A 15,396-nucleotide genomic window follows, 5' to 3' on the forward strand; every position below is an offset into this window, starting at 1 on the left:
CGCCCGTGTCACCCGCGTGTGGATGCCAGCGGCCTCAACGGAACTGCAGGGTCAGCAGGAAATAGCGGCCCAGCGGATCATCCAAGCCCGGCAACTGTCCGCCGTTGCCGACCAGATAGTTCACCGGCTGCCGGTCAAGCACGTTGTGCACGTCCAGCGCGGCGATCACGCGCGGCCCCAACCTGCGCGCCATGTGCAGGTTCCAGCGCAGCTGCCGTGGATTCATGCAATGGTTCATCTCGCGCTGGTCATCGGGGCATTCCGCACCGGGCAGCCAGGCGCGCGTGCGTCCCACCTGGTTGCCGCGCAATGCCACGTCCCATGACGTGTTCTGCCATTGCACGGTGAGGATCGCGGCCATTGCCGGCGTGGCATGGCCGCGAAGATCCACGCTGCCATCCTGCCCTCGTTCGCGGCGCAGCGCCTGCTGTTTCAGCGCGTCCAGTGAGAAAAGCCACTGGCCGGTGTCATCGGTGTCGACGCGGTATTCGCCGCGCATTACCCAATTGCGCGACGTCGTGCGGCCGATGTTGTCGAATGACAGGCGAAGACTGCTCAGCCGCCCTTCGTCATCCAGCTCCCACGTGCTGCGGTTCCATGCCGCGTCGGTGGGCCGCAGGGCAAGGATCTCGTTGCGCAGCTCGACGATGTTGTGGGTCAGTGACAGCGAGAACACGTCGTTGGGCGTCCACGTGGCTGCCAGCGAATGGCTGCGTGAACGCTCTGCCTTCAGCGCGTCGTTCTCGGCGACCTCCACGTTGACCAGGCAGCTGCCGTCGATCGCGGGCTGTGCGCAGGGCGGCAGGCCCGGCGAGGCCGGCAGCGCGACCAGGCCGAAGTAGCCAGGGGGGCGTCGCTGCTCGAACAGGCTGGGCGCACGGTAGCCTTGTCCGCTGGTCAGCAGGAACGACCAGTGGGGCGTTGGACTCCAGCGCAGTCCCGCGCGTGGCGAGAACGCCAGGTAATCGCCATCGCGGTCCCAGCGTGCGGCCACGTCCATGCGCAGCGAGCGGCTGAGCGGCAGGCCGACCTCGGCATAGGTGGCTCCGCTGCGACGTGACAGGCGTCGCTGCTGCTGGGGCAGGCCCAGTGCCAGATCGCCCTGGATCAACAACGGATCGGGTAACGAGGCCCATGCTTCGTAGCGCAGATCGACGCCGGTGGCCAGCTGGGCCGGCCCTCCAGGCAACTGCATCAGTTGCCGCTGCATGCCCCACCAGCCCTGCCACTGGTCAGTGCGTCCACGATTGCGGATCGACGGGAACAGCTGTTGCGCTTTGTCCGCACGCAGCGAGGTAAAGCCGGGAAGGTAGTCCAGTGTCTCGGCGGCGTGCAGCAGCGGTTCGGTGCGCACGGTGCCCGGCGTGACCAGGGTGACCTGGCTGCGTTGCGCGCTGATGCCCGCATCCCAGCTGCGTGACTGCTGCTCGCGACCGATACCCAGGGTGATGTCGGCATCGCTGGCGCGCACGTGCGGGCGCACGCTTCCGGCCTCGCGCAGCACGCTGTTGAACGTGATGCCGTACAGGCCGATGGCAACGGCGGTCGGCCCCAGGTCGAAGCGCTGCCGATTGTGACTGCCACGTGCTTCCAGATAGGCGTAGCGTCCTTCGCCACGCTCGTGCCGGTAACGCAGGTAGGCCGAGGCAGTATCCGACGCGGGCTGCAGCGAGCGCGGCCGCGCGCTGTCGAACCAGCAGCCATCCTCACGCTGCATCAAGGGACCTTCGCAGAGTTCGGCCGGGATGTACGCGCCGTCGTAGAACGCGCCGATCGGATACAACGATGTTTCCGCATGCCACGCGCGGCGATCGCCGGCCACGTGCTCGATGCGATGCAGGTCCAGGCCGGCGAACCAGCGGTCCCCACCTTCGCGTACGCCGCCGTTGGCGATCTGCAGGCGATTCTGCTGCGCGTCGCCGCGGCTGCTGATGCCCGATTGCACCGTCGCCTCCGGGCCTTCGGCCTGTTCGCGCAGGATGATGTTGACCACGCCGGACATCGCGTCGGCACCATAGATGGCCGACGCGCCTCCGCGCACCAGCTCGATGCGTTCGATGAAACTCAGGGGAATGCCGCCCAGATCGGTGAGCCCGCCCTGTTCCAGCGACACCATCGGATAGCGTGGCAGCCGCCGGCCGTTGACCAGGAACAGGGTCGCACGCGGCCCCATGCCATCCAGGCTGGTGGTGGCTGCAGCGCCCACCGGCAGATACTGCGAATCGCCGCCGCGCGACGTGGTCATCGCCGGGTGGCCGTTCATGCCGGGAAGGTGTCGCAACAGGTCGAACAGGCTGCCGTAACCACTGCGCAGGATGTCTTCGCGATCGATGATCGTCATCGGCAGCGTCGTCTGCACGGAGGTGCGCGGCAGGCGGCTGCCGGTGACGTGTACCGGTGCCAGTTCCACCTGCGCGGGGGCCAGTGCGACGGGCGGCGGCGGCTTGGGCGACGTCACGGTCGGGGCACGTGCAGGGGGCGCGGCAGAAGCAGCGACGCGGCGGATGACGAACGCCCCCGAGGGTGTGCGCAGGATGTTCACCGGCATCCCGGAGACCAGCTGCTTGAGAGCGATCGCCGGTGCCTGTCGGCCGTCGGCGCCGGGGGTGTGCAGGCCCGTCAGCTCGCGGGCGTCGAATACCAGGGCGATGCCGCTCTGGCGTGCCCATTGCTGCAGTGCCGGTGCCAGCGGGCCGGGTGCGATGTGGTAGTCGACATTGGCGGGTTGCTCGCCGGCGTGGGCCGGCGCGGCGCTGGCAGCGCCGAACATGACCCACAGCAGTCCCCGGAGCAGCCCCCACTGCAGCGCGCCCGGTCCTGCCATCACCGCCTTTCTCCTCAGTAGGTACGCCGCAGTTCCAGCGCGCCATCCGGACGCGCCTGGCCGGCAACCGACCATCCCAGCTCCAGTGCAGACAGCAGTTCCTCTGCGTCGCCTGCACGGAAGGTGCCGCTGACCGCGAGATTGGCGATCTCCGGATCGGCGATCACCATCTGCGTGCGGCCGTAGCGGTTCATGCGTTCGACCACGGTCGCCAGGGGAGTGGCATCGAACACCAGCCGTCCCTGCAGCCACGCCTCAGCCGCTTCGGTCGAGGCGAGCGCAGGGCCCGGCTGGATCCGCCCGGAGGGCAGTACCTGCAACTGCTGGCCCGGTGCCAGCGTGTGCTGCGCGCTGCCGCTGGTGACCTCCACTGCGCCTTCCAGCAGGGCGACCTCGACATGGCCGTCGCGCAGGCGCTCCACCTGGAAGGTGGTTCCGATATCGCGGATCGAACTGTTGCCCGCCTGCACACGCAGGGCCTTGCGCGACGGTGCCACCTGCAGTTGCAGCCGACCCTGCTCCAGGACCAGTTCCCGATGGCGCCAGCCCATGCGCACGGTCAACGTGGTCCCTGCGTCCAGGATGGCAGAGCTGCCATCGGCCAGCGTCTGTTGGCGGGGAGCAAGGCTGTCGTTGGCATAGATGCGGGGCGTGGGATTGCCATCGGTGGCGACCATCCAGCCCATGCCGATGGCAAGACAGAGCGCCGCCGCAGCAGCGACGCCGGGCAGCCAGCGGCGCCGGGCCGGACGCGCGGCGCGCGCCGCCGCCGTGCGCAGCCACGGATCCTGGGCCAGGCCCGCACTCTGCTGATAGAGCGTTTCGGCCTGTACCCACGCCTTGACGTGGCGGGTGTCCTGCGCCAGCCAGTCTTCGAAGCGCTCGCGTTCCTCGGGCGTGCAGTCGTGTGCCTCCAGGCGCGCCACCCAGGCGCTGGCGCGCTCGAACACTCCCGCCTCTTCCGTGTGCCGGGTGCTGATCATTCGTTGTCCCTGTCGTTGTGCAGCGGGTGTGGCCCCAGCTCCTGGCGCAGGCCCTGCAGTGCACGGGCGATGTGTTTTTCCACGGTCTTGGCGGTGATGCCACAGTGCTGCGCGATCTGCGTGTAGCTCATCCCGGTGATCCGGTTGAGCAGGTACACCTCGCGCGCGCGCTCCGGCAGTTTGAACAGGGCCTGCCGGAGCAGGGCTAGCATCTGCCCGGATTCGGCCTGGCGCAGCGGGTCGGCTGACGTGCTGGAGGGCTCGTCGCTGCCATCGCGCTCGGCCAGCGACAGATGCGGTCTCGCCTGCGGCGAGCGGCCGCGGTCTGCCAGGCGGTTGCGGGCGATACGATACAGCAGCAGGCGCAGCTCCTCGGTGCCGTGCGCGCGATAGCGGATCAACCGTTCCATGCAGTCCTGGGCGATGTCCTCCGCATCCTCCGGGCCCACCCCACGGGTACGCAGGAAAGTGCACAACGGCGCGCGCTCTTCCCTTACGAACGTGATGAAGGCGTCCGGAGGCCCAGGCGGATCCGGTGCGCGATGGATCAGGGGGGACGAAGCGGACAGGGCTGGCCTCGGGCAACGATGGGGGGGGCGTCACCGAGTTTTACGCGACGATGACCGGATGGGGAAGAGCCGCCAGCCTGCACGTGTCGATCATGAATTCGTTCACTTTTCTCCCGGGTGGCCACTGGGGGTGTTGGCGCCATTTCTGCGTTTTTGCCTTTGCCGGAGGCTGTATTTCTCCTGTGGAAGCGTTGAGAGCGCTAACTAAGCCACGGTTTTGACTGTCAACTTGATCTGAATATGTTCATTATTTTTCGTGATACGCAGTGGCGAAGGGTTTCCCTCTCTGGCGTTTAGCTTCCCGTCCGCGTGTTGCGGGGGAGAGAGAACGATATGAAGCAGGAGTCTGGCCTTGGCCGGCCTGATTGGTGTTGGCGTCATGGTCAAGGCTGATGACGCCATGGCAATGAACTATCACGTGCAGGGAGACCGCATCTTCCTCAGCGGTGGCGTCACCTTCGCCGACGTCGTTTCGCTGCCGGGGGTGATTCGCACGTCCGGCCTGAACACCATCGTGTCAGGCGACTGCATCTCGTCCTGCTCGATCATGCAGTCCGGTGGCAAGGAAGACTATCTGGCCGGCGATCTGCCGATTGTCGATTCGGCGGAGATCCACGCGGGCAACAACGGCGACATTGGATCTGCGAGCCGTCACCGTGCATGACCCAGATCTACACTGGGACACCCGGCGCAGCATCGCCGGCATCGAGGGCCTGCAGGACCCGTTGCGTGCGCCTGCGGTATGGTTCGGCATGGAATTCCAACCAGGCCCCTCCATGCAGATCGCAGTCTTCAGCGCCCGGCCCTATGACCGCCGCTTTCTTGACGAGGCCAATCAGCGCGGCGCCGCAGAACAGGATTTCGCGTTCGTCTACTTCGATGCCGCGCTCGACCTGCATACCGCCACGCTGGCACAGGGCTGCGACGCCGTCTGCGTGTTCGTCAATGATCGTCTTGATGCCCCTGTGCTGCAGGCCCTGCACGCGCAAGGCGTACGTGCCGTGCTGCTGCGGTGCGCCGGCTTCAACAACGTCGATCTCGCCGCTGCGACGTCGTTGGGCCTGTTCGTCGCGCGCGTGCCGGCCTACTCGCCTGAAGCCGTCGCCGAGCATGCACTGGCCCTGGTGATGACCCTCAACCGGCAGACACATCGCGCATACAACCGCGTGCGCGAAGGCAACTTCATGCTCGATGGCCTGCTCGGGCACACCCTGCATGGCCGCACTGTCGGCATCGTGGGCACCGGCAAGATCGGCGTGGCGACGGCGCGCATCTTCAAGGGGCTGGGCTGCACGGTGCTGGGCCATGATCCCTATCCATCGGCATCCTTCGCCGGGCTGGGAGAAAACGTGGCTCTGGCCGAGCTGTTGTCCCGCGCCGACATCGTGTCGCTGCACTGCCCATTGACGGCGGACACCCATCACCTGATCAACGATGCGTCGCTGGCGCAGATGAAAGCGGGTGCCATGCTGGTCAACACCTCGCGTGGCGGTCTGGTCGACACCCATGCGGTCATCCGCGCGTTGAAATCACGCCGGCTGGGCCACCTGGCCATCGACGTGTACGAGCAGGAAAGCGCGCTGTTCTTCCAGGATCTCTCCGGGGAAATCATCGATGATGAAGCATTCCAGCGCCTGATGACCTTCCCCAACGTACTGGTGACCGGCCACCAGGGCTTCTTCACCGTGGAGGCCCTGCAGGAGATCTCGGCGATCACGCTGGGCAACCTGGCGGATTTCGTAGCCGGGCGGGCATGCGCGAACCGGGTGGAGGCAGGCTGACCGAGGGTGGATTGACCACCGGGCAGGGGAGCCCGTAAAATCGCGTGCTCGGCCGGAATAGCTCAGTTGGTAGAGCGGCGCATTCGTAATGCGTAGGTCGCAGGTTCGACTCCTGTTTCCGGCACCATGTTTGATGAAAAAGCCCCGGCCCTGGTCGGGGCTTTTTTGTGTCTGGTGGCGCCTGGCCATGCCCGGCGGAATACGAGTTCCCCAGCAGTGAGCGATGACGATCAGTCAGAGTTCCAGTTGTGCAGGGTGGGGCAGCGTTGATCGGCGGATCCCTGCTCGAGTTCCAGGATCCGCCGTCTTGCTACCTGGAGGTGATCAGTCTCCAGACCGTTGAAGGTTCAAGCGTGCTTCATGACTGACACCAGCGTGGCGCTGCGGTCGCAGTTGCCTGTGCGTTCGCTGCCGGCATTCACTGCTGTTCGATGGGGCCAACTATGACCCGCCCGCAACAATCACCACCGCCGCCACCACCACCACCACCACCCCAATCGCCCCAGCTACCACCGCCGTAGCCTCCGCCGAAGTCACCACCACCGCCGCCACCACCGCCCTGCGCGGGTGGGGGCAGAACGGTTGAAATGACCGTTCCGGAATTGAAGCGATCATTTCCGCGCCAGGTGTACTCGACGCATTCGATGCCGTTGCAGACCACTACCGTATCGCCTGTCTTCAGCCCTTGGGCACCCCAAGAGTTCAATCGCCCTTTTTCGCCCAGTAGTACACTGCGGGTGCTTCCATCCGGGTCAGGCGTGCTTACTGCGCAATGACCGCACTGCAGGACACTGGCTCGCTTGGCTGCATCCGCCGTATCAATGGCCGCGCAGAACGCAGCTGCAAAAGCCGAGGCACAGATCACTCCCTTGAAACTTGCAGCGTTTGCAAAACGCTTACTCTGCATGCTTGATTTCCTTATTGTTTAACGCAGCATTTGTTGTAGATCTCGTCAGAAGCAGACTTCACTCGCATCATTTCCCTTGCGTTCAATCTCCTTTCCATATCGGACACCTGGTCCGGGGCGATAAAACTGGAGTTCACCCTGCTCACCACGCGCGAGTACGCGGCTGCCATGACAGGGTCTGCATCGACCACGCCGCCGTAGGTGTAGGCGCTGGCGAGATCCCAGAGGGCAGAGACGTTTCCTTGACTGGAAAGCTCTGTCAGGTACTGCCGGGCATTGCTCCGCCATTCAGCCACCTTGTCTGGATCGCCGACCGCCTTGTCCAGCGAGCCCAAGACTTCCTCCGGCGAGTTCGCATACGTCCTCATCGCCGACTGCGAACCCATCGCGGCGGCAGTCGACAACCAATCTTCCTCATAGATCTCTTTGTGCAGAACCAGGGATTCGCATTCCTTGAGTTTTTGTTCGGACCTCTGCAGGAACTGCCCTTCGTTTCCAACCGATCTGGCCGACTCCGCAAGTTCATCCGCGTGCTGCGAAGTAAAGGTCTTGCACTCCCTTACCGTCAGGTAGATGTCGTAGGCCGCGTTCGCGTCACCTGCTCTGGATCGGTCGATCAACTGCTTTACGTGTGCCAGTGCCTCGCCGGGAGGCCGGATGTGGTTGCCGCGGATGATTTCGTAGGCTTTGGGGCCCATGGGCTTGAACGAGCCTTGCGGAATCTTGTTCTCTGCTTCAAGTCTCTGCGCCGCTGCGAGTGACGGTACTGAAGCAGCGCCGTTCTGGCCCTGCGTCAGCGCCACTACGCCGGTGTTGGCGCCGGGAGCGGGTATCTGCGAATTGGAGTAGATCGCGGCAAACGTGATCGCCGCCACTGCCCCTGCTACAACTGTTCCTGTAAGCCATCTGTTCATTGGTCGATATGGGTCTCTTGGTGGAGTGCGCGGTCAAAGACAGCCATTCCGGATCGGTGCGGGCGCAAGCCTCCTGCGCGGAATCCAGACGATTCCGCAGGCAGCTTTTCAACATAATTTAAGGGTGCTGAGTGTCGGCCCTGCACCACGTTGGTGGTCCGACACATCGACATGCGAATCCCCGATTTCAGGATGTGATAACGCTGCATGGGGCAAGTCTCCCCCAGGACTGCATCTGATTGTTCATGATGCATTCATGCTGCATCGGAGTGGCATTAACGACACGCATCGCGTTGCTCGCCCAGATACGCCCGATATCCCGATCACCGTCCGCGCTCATGTGGTTGCGGCTGGCCCCTTCAGTTCAAGGGCGTTGCCATCGGGGTCGTTGAAATAGAGCGATGGTCCATCGCCCTCGGCGCCGAAATTGACTTCGGCCGGGCCGGTTACCGGCACGCCAAACACCTGCAGGTGTGCCACCAGCGCCGCCTCGTCGAAGGGAGTGATGCGCAGGCACAGATGATCGGTGTTGCGACCCTGCACATCGGGCCCGCGCCCGCCGCGCTGGCCCAGCGAGCCGTCCAGGCTCACCAGGTCGATCATCGAAGCCCCGGCGCGCAGATGCACCAGGCCCAGATGATCGCGCCGCCGCACCACTTCGCAGCCCAGCACCTGCTCGTAGAACGCCACGCTCCGCGTCAGGTCGCGAACCCGGAACACCACGTGGTCGATGCGTTCAACACTAAACGGCCTTGCCACCCGATCCTTCCTCCCTGTAGGGGTGTTGTTGCCTGAATGCGTTCATTCGACTTTGCCGAACGAGGGATTCGGGCGTGGCGACACCTGCGGCTGCGATGCTCCGCGCCCCATTGCGCGCACGGTGCGACAACGTGTCGCAGCCAGAATGGGGCCTTTCCTGCGGAGGATCATTGTCAATGCCTTTCTTAAATGGTGGGTGACGGCCTAAAATTGCAAGGCTGACTCGACCCCACCTCCCTGCCTGTCTCCGGACGGGTGGGACCGGCTTTGGCCGGAGCGGGCAGGACGGGGAACGGCATTCCCTCGCAATTGGATCGACCGATGATTCCGTTGAAAACCCTTGGGCGCTGGTTGCGCCCGGGCCTGCTGCTCGCAGTGCTGGTGATGCTCACCGGCTGCGATGCCGTGGCCATCCTCAGTCCGAAGGGCCAGATCGGCCAGGATGAGAAGACCCTGCTGATCACGGCCACCGTGCTCATGCTGCTGGTCGTCATCCCGGTCATCATCATGACCCTGACCTTCGCGTGGAAGTACCGCGCTTCCAACACCAAGGCCCGTTACGAGCCGAAGTGGTCGCACTCGACGGCGATCGAGGTGGTGGTGTGGTCGATCCCCTGCATGATCGTGCTGGTGCTGGCCGTGCTGACCTGGCGCTCCTCGCACGCGCTGGATCCGTACAAGCCGCTGGAATCGGACGTCAAGCCGGTCACCATCGAGGCGATCTCGCTGGACTGGAAGTGGCTGTTCATTTATCCGGAAGAGAAGATCGCGGTCGTCAACGAGATCAAGTTCCCGGTCAACACTCCGCTGAACTTCAAGATCACGTCCGACACGGTGATGAATGCCTTCTTCATCCCGCACCTGGGCAGCATGATCTATTCGATGGCGGCGATGGAGACCAAGCTCCACCTGATCGCCAACGAAACCGGTGAATTCCCGGGCATGTCCTCGCACTACAGCGGTGCGGGCTTCGCCAAGATGCACTTCACTGCCTATTCGGTCACCGATGCCGAGTACCGCCAGTGGCTGGACCAGGTCCGCGCCGGTGAGCAGACGCTGGACAAGACTTCGTTCAAGGCCCTGGGTGAAGCGCGCAATGCCGAGTGGTATCCGGTGACCTACTACGGCCGGTCCGAGGAGGGCCTGTTCGACTGGGTCATCGCCAAGCACATGGGCGACAACAAGCACTACGGCATGAAGCACGCCCATGCGGGCGCCGCTGCCGCCGATGCTGCCAGCCATGAAGGGCACGAAGGCCACGCCCCGAGCGAAGAGCACAAGTCCAAGGAGTCCGGGGAAAACCTGGATGCCACTGAACACGAGCACGCCGGCCACGCCGGTCATGCGGGCTCGGGAGAATGAACATGCTGGGAAAACTCTCTCTTGAGTCGATCCCCCACGATCCGATCGTGCTGACCACACTGGTCGGTGCGGTGCTGGGTGGCCTGGGCGTCGTCGCCCTGATCACCAAGTTCAAGCTGTGGGGCTATCTGTGGAAGGAGTGGTTCACCTCGGTGGATCACAAGAAGATCGGCGTGATGTACCTCATCGTCGCCTTCGTCATGCTGCTGCGCGGTTTCTCCGACGCGATCATGATGCGCACCCAGCAGGCCATCGCCGTCGGTGGCTCCGAGGGTTACCTGCCGCCGCACCACTACGACCAGATCTTCACCGCCCACGGCGTGATCATGATCTTCTTCGTGGCGATGCCGTTGATCACCGGCCTGATGAATCTGGCCGTGCCGCTGCAGATCGGTGCGCGCGACGTCGCGTTCCCGTTCGTCAACTCGCTCAGCTTCTGGCTGTTCGTCGCCGGTGCGGTGCTGATCATGCTGTCGCTGTGGATCGGTGAGTTCGCCGCCACCGGCTGGCTGGCATTCCCGCCCTTGTCGGGGATCGAATACAGTCCAAGCGTAGGCATGGACTACTACATCTGGGGTCTACAGGTGGCGGGTCTGGGTACCACGCTGAGTGGTATCAACTTCTTCATCACCATCCTCAAGATGCGCACGCCGAGCATGAAGCTGATGCAGATGCCGGTGTTCACCTGGACTGCCCTGGTGACCAACGTGCTGATCGTCGCTGCCTTCCCGGTGCTGACCATCACCCTGGTGCTGCTGACCCTGGACCGTTACCTGGGTACGCACTTCTTCACCAATGACGGTGGCGGCAACGCCATGCTGTACATCAACCTGATCTGGATCTGGGGCCACCCGGAGGTGTACATCCTGGTCCTGCCGGCGTTCGGCGTGTTCTCGGAAGTGATCGCCACGTATTCGCGCAAGGCCCTGTTCGGTTACAAGGGCATGGTCTACGCCACCGCCTGCATCGGCGTGCTGTCGTTCATCGTGTGGCTGCACCACTTCTTCACCATGGGTTCGGGTGCCAACGTCAATGCCTTCTTCGGCATCACGACGATGATCATCTCCATTCCCACGGGCGTGAAGATCTTCAACTGGCTGTTCACCATGTTCCGCGGCCGCGTGCAGTTCACCACGCCGGTGCTGTGGACGATCGGCTTCATGGTCACCTTCACCATCGGCGGCATGACCGGCGTGATGCTGGCCATCCCGGCCATCGATTTCGTGCTGCACAACAGCCTGTTCCTGATCGCGCACTTCCATAACGTGATCATCGGCGGCGTGGTGTTCGGCATGTTCGCGGGCATCACCTACTGGTGGCCGAAGATGTTCGGCTTCCGCCTCAACGAGTTCTGGGGCAAGTGCGCGTTCTGGTGCTGGTTCATCGGCTTCTACGTGACCTTCATGCCGATGTACGTGCTGGGCTTCATGGGCATGACCCGTCGCCTGCAGAGCACGGTCAATCCGGCCTATGAGCCGCTGCTGCTGGTTGCTGCTGCAGGTGCCTTCATCGTCGGTGCCGGCATCCTGTGCCAGATCATCCAGGTGGCCGTGTCGATCCGCGACCGCAAGAAGACCGTCGACCTGACCGGCGATCCGTGGGATGCCCGTACGCTGGAGTGGGAAACCTCTTCGCCGCCGGCGTTCTACAACTTCGCCACGCTGCCGGACGTCACCGAGCTGGACGATTTCTGGGAGCGCAAGCAGCGCGGTGAGGCCTGGCCGAAGCCGGCGAAGTACACCGACATCCACATGCCGCGCAATACCGGCACGGGTGTTGTCATCGGTGCCTTCAGCCTGGTGTTCGGCTTCGCGATGATCTGGCACATCTGGTGGCTGGCCATCGTCGGCTTCGTCGGCATGATCGCCACGTTCATCTACCGCACCTTCGACCAGGACGTGGACTACTGGGTCCCGGCCGCCGAGGTGGAACGCATCGAGAACGAACACCGCAAGCACCTGGAAGCCCAGGGCCTGGTGAAGTCGGAGCTGAAGGCATGAGCACCAATACCTCGACCCTGAGCCACGGGCACGCCGCGCATGCGGCGGCCCATGGCCATGACGACCACGAGCATCACGACACCGGCGGCAACACCGTCTTCGGTTTCTGGGTGTACCTGATGAGCGACTGCCTCATCTTCGCGTCGCTGTTCGCCACCTATGTGGTGCTGGCCGGCGGCACCGATGGTGGCCCCGGTCCGAAGGACCTGTTCGAACTGTCGTTCGTGGCCTGGGAAACCGCGCTGCTGCTGACCTCCTCGCTGACCTTCGGTCTGGGCATGATCGCCCTGCACCGCAAGCAGGTGGGTCAGATGTACCTGTGGCTGGCAATCACCTGGCTGCTGGGCTTCGGCTTCATGTGCATGGAAGTGTGGGAATTCCAGCACCTGATCCACCAGGGCTATGGTCCGGACCGCAGTGCCTTCCTGTCGGCGTTCTTCGCCCTGGTCGGTACCCACGGCCTGCACGTCAGCGCCGGCCTGCTGTGGCTGCTGGTGATGTTCGTGCAGCTGAACAAGTACGGCCTGACCCCGACCAACAAGACCCGCATGGCGTGCCTGAGCCTGTTCTGGCACTTCCTGGACCTGATCTGGATCGGCGTGTTCTCCGTCGTCTACCTCAATGGAGCGCTGTAATGGCACATGACAACCACGCACACGATCATGGCACCGGTGGCGAAAGCCACGGCAGCGTGAAGTCGTACCTGATCGGCTTCGTGCTGGCAGTGGTGCTGACCGTCATCCCGTTCTGGATGGTGATGTCGGGCGACTTCTCCCGCACCGTCAACGGTGTGGTGATCGCGATCACCGCCGTGCTGCAGATGCTGGTCCACCTGGTGTTCTTCCTGCACCTGGACCGCTCCTCGGAGAGCCGCTGGAACGTCAACGCTGCTGCCTTCACCATCGTGGTGATCGGCATCATCGTGGTCGGCACCCTGTGGGTCATGCACAACATGAACGTGCATATGATGCACTGACGTCCCCGCGACGTTGCCACGCAGAAAGGCCGCCCCCGGGCGGCCTTTCTGTTGTCGGGTGGATGGGGTCGGATCCCATGTCGCAGGCGAGGGCTCCGAACTCGCACGCCGGGCCTCACCCCACCTTGCGCAGCCTCACCCCACCTTGCGCAGGAACTCCTCGGCATCCATCGGCCGACCCAGGTGGTAGCCCTGCAGCTGGTCGCAGCCCAGTTCGCTCAGGTACTCGCGCTGGGCCTGGGTCTCCACGCCCTCGGCCACCACCTGCAACTGCAGCGTACGGCCCAGGGCGATGATCGAGGAGACGATCGCGGCGTCTTCGGCATTGCGTTCCAGGTCGTGCACGAAGGCCCGGTCGATCTTCAGCTCGGTGGCCGGCATGCGCTTGAGGTAGAGCAGGCTGGAATAGCCGGTGCCGAAATCGTCGATGGCGATGTGCACGCCCATCGCGGTGAGATCGTTGAGAATCGCCAGGCTCGCGTCGACATTCTTCATCGCAGTCGTTTCGGTGATCTCAAGCGTCAGCAGAGGCGGATCGATGGCGTGTCGTTCCAGCGCCGCACGCACGCTGGCCAGCAGCGTCGGCGAGGCGAACTGCAGGGGAGACAGGTTGACCGCCATCGTCCAGCCGCGATGGCCGGCATCATGCCACGCACGCAGCTGGGCGCAGGCGCGATCCAGCACCCAGTCACCGATCGGCAGGATCAGCCCGCTGCGCTCGGCGATCGGGATGAACACGTCCGGTGCCAGCAGGCCCAGTTCCGGGTGCTGCCAGCGCAGCAGCGCTTCGGCGCCGCTGGCGGGGGCATCGGCGGCGGGAAATTTCGGCTGGTAGTGCAGCACCAGTTCGTCCCGGGCGATGGCCTTGCGCAGATCCTGCAGCAGCCGCAGCTGGCGGTTTGCACTGAGCTGCATCGAGGGAGTGAAGAACGTGTAGCCGTTCCGGCCAGTGTCCTTGGTGTGGTACATGGCTGCATCGGCGTGGGCCATCAGCTCGCGTTCGTTGCCGGCGTCGTCCGGGTACAGGGCGATGCCGAGGCTGGCGCTGACCTGCAGCTCGGCCGCGTCGAGAATGAAAGGCTCGCTGGCCGCGGCGATGATGCGCTCTGCGACGACCACGGCGTCATCCGGGATGTCGATCGCCAGCACGATCACGAATTCGTCCCCGCCCAGGCGCGCGAAGGTGTCCTGCGGTCGCAGCAGGCCGCCGATGCGTTGCGCGACGGCGACCAGCAGGCGATCACCCAGTTGATGACCGTAGGCGTCGTTGACCGCCTTGAATCCGTCAAGATCGCAGAACATCACGGCCACCGCGTGCTGGTGCCGGCAGGCTTTCTCGATGGCCTGTTCGATGCGGTCCTGCAGCAGCATGCGGTTGGGCAGCTGGGTCAGCGGGTCGTGCAGCGCGGCCTGGATCAGCCGGTTGTTGGCGTGCGCCAGCGAATCGGCCAGCAGCCCGGTACGGACCCGCATCTGGCGATCGAACAGGGAGGCCACCAGCGCAATGCCAAGCGTCGCCACGGTGGTGACGATGACCAGTACCGCCAGCCAGCGGGCATCGATGCCGCCATTGACCACGGCACCGCAGATGCTGCCGTCCGCGAAGCGTGCGGCCGCCATGCCGGTGTAATGCATGCCGACGATGGCCAGCCCCATCACCAGCGAGGCGAGCAGGCGCAGGCGCAGCGTGTTGCGCTGCTCGGTGCGCAGGCGGAAGGCGATCCACAGCGCAGCGCCGGCTGCGCCGATGGCCACCACGATCGATGTCGCGAACCATCCTGGGTGGTAGTCGATGCCGGGCTGCATGCGCATGGCGGCCATGCCCAGGTAATGCATGGCGGCGATGCCGGTGCCCATCAGCACCGCACCGGCCAGCAGCCGCCGTCGCGGCAGGCTGGGGCGGGAGACCAGCCACAGCGCATAGGCCGATGCGCCGATCGACACGGCAAGGGAGTAGAGGGTGATGGCCAGGTCGTAACCGATCGGGATCGGCAGGTCGAACGCCAGCATGCCGATGAAGTGCATCGACCAGATGCCCAGGCCCATCGCGGCGGCGCCACCAGCCAGCCACCAGCGGGCGACGCGTCCCTGCGCGCTGGCGACACGCCCGGCCATGTCCAGGGCCGTGTACGAAGCAAGAATGGCCACCAGCAGAGAGATGGCGACCAGGCTCTGACTGTAACTTCCAGTCATGTTGAATCCAGTGGGAAAGGGAGGGGCGCCCGCAAGGCGCACGCCCGCGACCCCTATCGGCGCAGGTGGGCGGTACTTGAGCGGTCGCAGCACCTGCGACCGGGCTCGGCTATCCTGCCACGCCCGTC

12 protein-coding genes, 1 tRNA gene and 1 pseudogene are annotated in these 15,396 nt (G+C 64.4%); 7 read left to right on the top strand and 7 right to left on the bottom strand.

Features of this window, described 5'->3' with window-relative positions:
* Positions 1 to 34: 34 nt before the first annotated feature.
* From ABE543_RS07440 to ABE543_RS07450, 3 genes are read right to left on the bottom strand one after another with little or no spacing between them, the layout of a single operon-like run.
* Positions 35 to 2,824: a TonB-dependent receptor gene (locus tag ABE543_RS07440; RefSeq protein WP_346475524.1), complete on the bottom strand. Its 2,790-nt coding sequence runs from the start codon at positions 2,822 to 2,824 to the stop codon at positions 35 to 37.
* 14 nt (positions 2,825 to 2,838) lie between these two features.
* A complete protein-coding gene (locus ABE543_RS07445; protein WP_346475525.1) occupies positions 2,839 to 3,807 on the bottom strand; it encodes a FecR domain-containing protein in 969 nt (322 codons plus the stop codon).
* Complete coding sequence (locus ABE543_RS07450) at positions 3,804 to 4,313, bottom strand: RNA polymerase sigma factor (protein ID WP_080375219.1); 510 nt, start codon at positions 4,311 to 4,313, stop codon at positions 3,804 to 3,806. Before ABE543_RS07450 ends, ABE543_RS07445 begins: the two co-directional genes overlap by 4 nt.
* A gap of 442 nt (positions 4,314 to 4,755) precedes the next feature.
* Here ABE543_RS07450 and ABE543_RS07455 point away from each other — a divergent pair.
* The 3 genes and pseudogenes from ABE543_RS07455 to ABE543_RS07465 all read left to right on the top strand — a co-directional run.
* Positions 4,756 to 5,057: pseudogene (locus tag ABE543_RS07455) on the top strand (autotransporter outer membrane beta-barrel domain-containing protein); the annotation flags it as partial.
* A 95-nt stretch (positions 5,058 to 5,152) separates the two neighbouring features.
* Positions 5,153 to 6,157 carry a 2-hydroxyacid dehydrogenase gene (locus tag ABE543_RS07460; protein ID WP_197600842.1) on the top strand — a complete coding sequence of 335 codons (1,005 nt, stop codon included), beginning with the start codon at positions 5,153 to 5,155 and terminating at the stop codon, positions 6,155 to 6,157.
* Between the two features lie 51 nt (positions 6,158 to 6,208).
* Positions 6,209 to 6,284: transfer RNA gene (locus ABE543_RS07465), tRNA-Thr, on the top strand.
* Positions 6,285 to 6,575: 291 nt separating this feature from the next.
* On the opposite strand, the gene ABE543_RS07470 is transcribed toward ABE543_RS07465, so the two are convergent.
* The 3 genes from ABE543_RS07470 to ABE543_RS07480 all read right to left on the bottom strand — a co-directional run bounded on the left by ABE543_RS07470 (position 6,576) and on the right by ABE543_RS07480 (position 8,737).
* Positions 6,576 to 7,064: a hypothetical protein gene (locus tag ABE543_RS07470; RefSeq protein ID WP_197600867.1), complete on the bottom strand. Its 489-nt coding sequence runs from the start codon at positions 7,062 to 7,064 to the stop codon at positions 6,576 to 6,578.
* Positions 7,065 to 7,075: 11 nt separating this feature from the next.
* On the bottom strand, positions 7,076 to 7,939 hold the full coding sequence (locus ABE543_RS07475) for a hypothetical protein (RefSeq protein ID WP_346475526.1): 864 nt from the start codon (positions 7,937 to 7,939) through the stop codon (positions 7,076 to 7,078).
* 375 nt (positions 7,940 to 8,314) lie between these two features.
* A complete protein-coding gene (locus tag ABE543_RS07480; protein ID WP_197600844.1) occupies positions 8,315 to 8,737 on the bottom strand; it encodes a VOC family protein in 423 nt (140 codons plus the stop codon).
* 321 nt (positions 8,738 to 9,058) lie between these two features.
* Here ABE543_RS07480 and cyoA point away from each other — a divergent pair, with 321 nt between their 5' ends.
* The 4 genes from cyoA to cyoD are packed head-to-tail and all read left to right on the top strand — an operon-like array spanning position 9,059 to position 13,075.
* On the top strand, positions 9,059 to 10,099 hold the full coding sequence (gene cyoA, locus ABE543_RS07485; RefSeq protein ID WP_164150731.1) for a ubiquinol oxidase subunit II: 1,041 nt from the start codon (positions 9,059 to 9,061) through the stop codon (positions 10,097 to 10,099).
* 2 nt (positions 10,100 to 10,101) lie between these two features.
* Positions 10,102 to 12,099, top strand: a complete 1,998-nt coding sequence (gene cyoB / locus ABE543_RS07490; protein ID WP_053518988.1) for a cytochrome o ubiquinol oxidase subunit I — start codon at positions 10,102 to 10,104, stop codon at positions 12,097 to 12,099.
* Complete coding sequence (gene cyoC / locus ABE543_RS07495) at positions 12,096 to 12,734, top strand: cytochrome o ubiquinol oxidase subunit III (protein ID WP_346475527.1); 639 nt, start codon at positions 12,096 to 12,098, stop codon at positions 12,732 to 12,734. The genes cyoB and cyoC overlap by 4 nt, the downstream gene beginning before the upstream one ends.
* The gene (cyoD, locus tag ABE543_RS07500) at positions 12,734 to 13,075 is read left to right on the top strand and encodes a cytochrome o ubiquinol oxidase subunit IV (protein WP_053518984.1); all 342 of its coding nucleotides are present in this window, start codon (positions 12,734 to 12,736) and stop codon (positions 13,073 to 13,075) included. Before cyoC ends, cyoD begins: the two co-directional genes overlap by 1 nt.
* A gap of 135 nt (positions 13,076 to 13,210) precedes the next feature.
* Here cyoD and ABE543_RS07505 read toward each other — a convergent pair whose 3' ends face one another.
* Positions 13,211 to 15,268, bottom strand: coding sequence for a bifunctional diguanylate cyclase/phosphodiesterase (locus tag ABE543_RS07505; protein WP_053518982.1), 2,058 nt, complete (start codon positions 15,266 to 15,268; stop codon positions 13,211 to 13,213).
* Positions 15,269 to 15,396 lie beyond the last annotated feature (128 nt).

The sequence above is a fragment of the Stenotrophomonas sp. TWI169 genome (assembly GCF_039674705.1).
Lineage (GTDB): Bacteria > Pseudomonadota > Gammaproteobacteria > Xanthomonadales > Xanthomonadaceae > Stenotrophomonas > Stenotrophomonas maltophilia_P.

What these genes read in the sequence shown, in the direction of transcription:
- ABE543_RS07440 (WP_346475524.1), bottom strand. Translation starts at nt 2,824, where the DNA reads ATGGCAGGACCGGGCGCGCTGCAGTGGGGGCTGCTCCGGGGACTGCTG.
- ABE543_RS07445 (WP_346475525.1), bottom strand. Translation starts at nt 3,807, where the DNA reads ATGATCAGCACCCGGCACACGGAAGAGGCGGGAGTGTTCGAGCGCGCC.
- ABE543_RS07460 (WP_197600842.1), top strand. Translation starts at nt 5,153, where the DNA reads ATGCAGATCGCAGTCTTCAGCGCCCGGCCCTATGACCGCCGCTTTCTT.
- ABE543_RS07470 (WP_197600867.1), bottom strand. Translation starts at nt 7,064, where the DNA reads ATGCAGAGTAAGCGTTTTGCAAACGCTGCAAGTTTCAAGGGAGTGATC.
- cyoA (WP_164150731.1), top strand. Translation starts at nt 9,059, where the DNA reads ATGATTCCGTTGAAAACCCTTGGGCGCTGGTTGCGCCCGGGCCTGCTG.
- cyoB (WP_053518988.1), top strand. Translation starts at nt 10,102, where the DNA reads ATGCTGGGAAAACTCTCTCTTGAGTCGATCCCCCACGATCCGATCGTG.
- cyoC (WP_346475527.1), top strand. Translation starts at nt 12,096, where the DNA reads ATGAGCACCAATACCTCGACCCTGAGCCACGGGCACGCCGCGCATGCG.
- cyoD (WP_053518984.1), top strand. Translation starts at nt 12,734, where the DNA reads ATGGCACATGACAACCACGCACACGATCATGGCACCGGTGGCGAAAGC.
- ABE543_RS07505 (WP_053518982.1), bottom strand. Translation starts at nt 15,268, where the DNA reads ATGACTGGAAGTTACAGTCAGAGCCTGGTCGCCATCTCTCTGCTGGTG.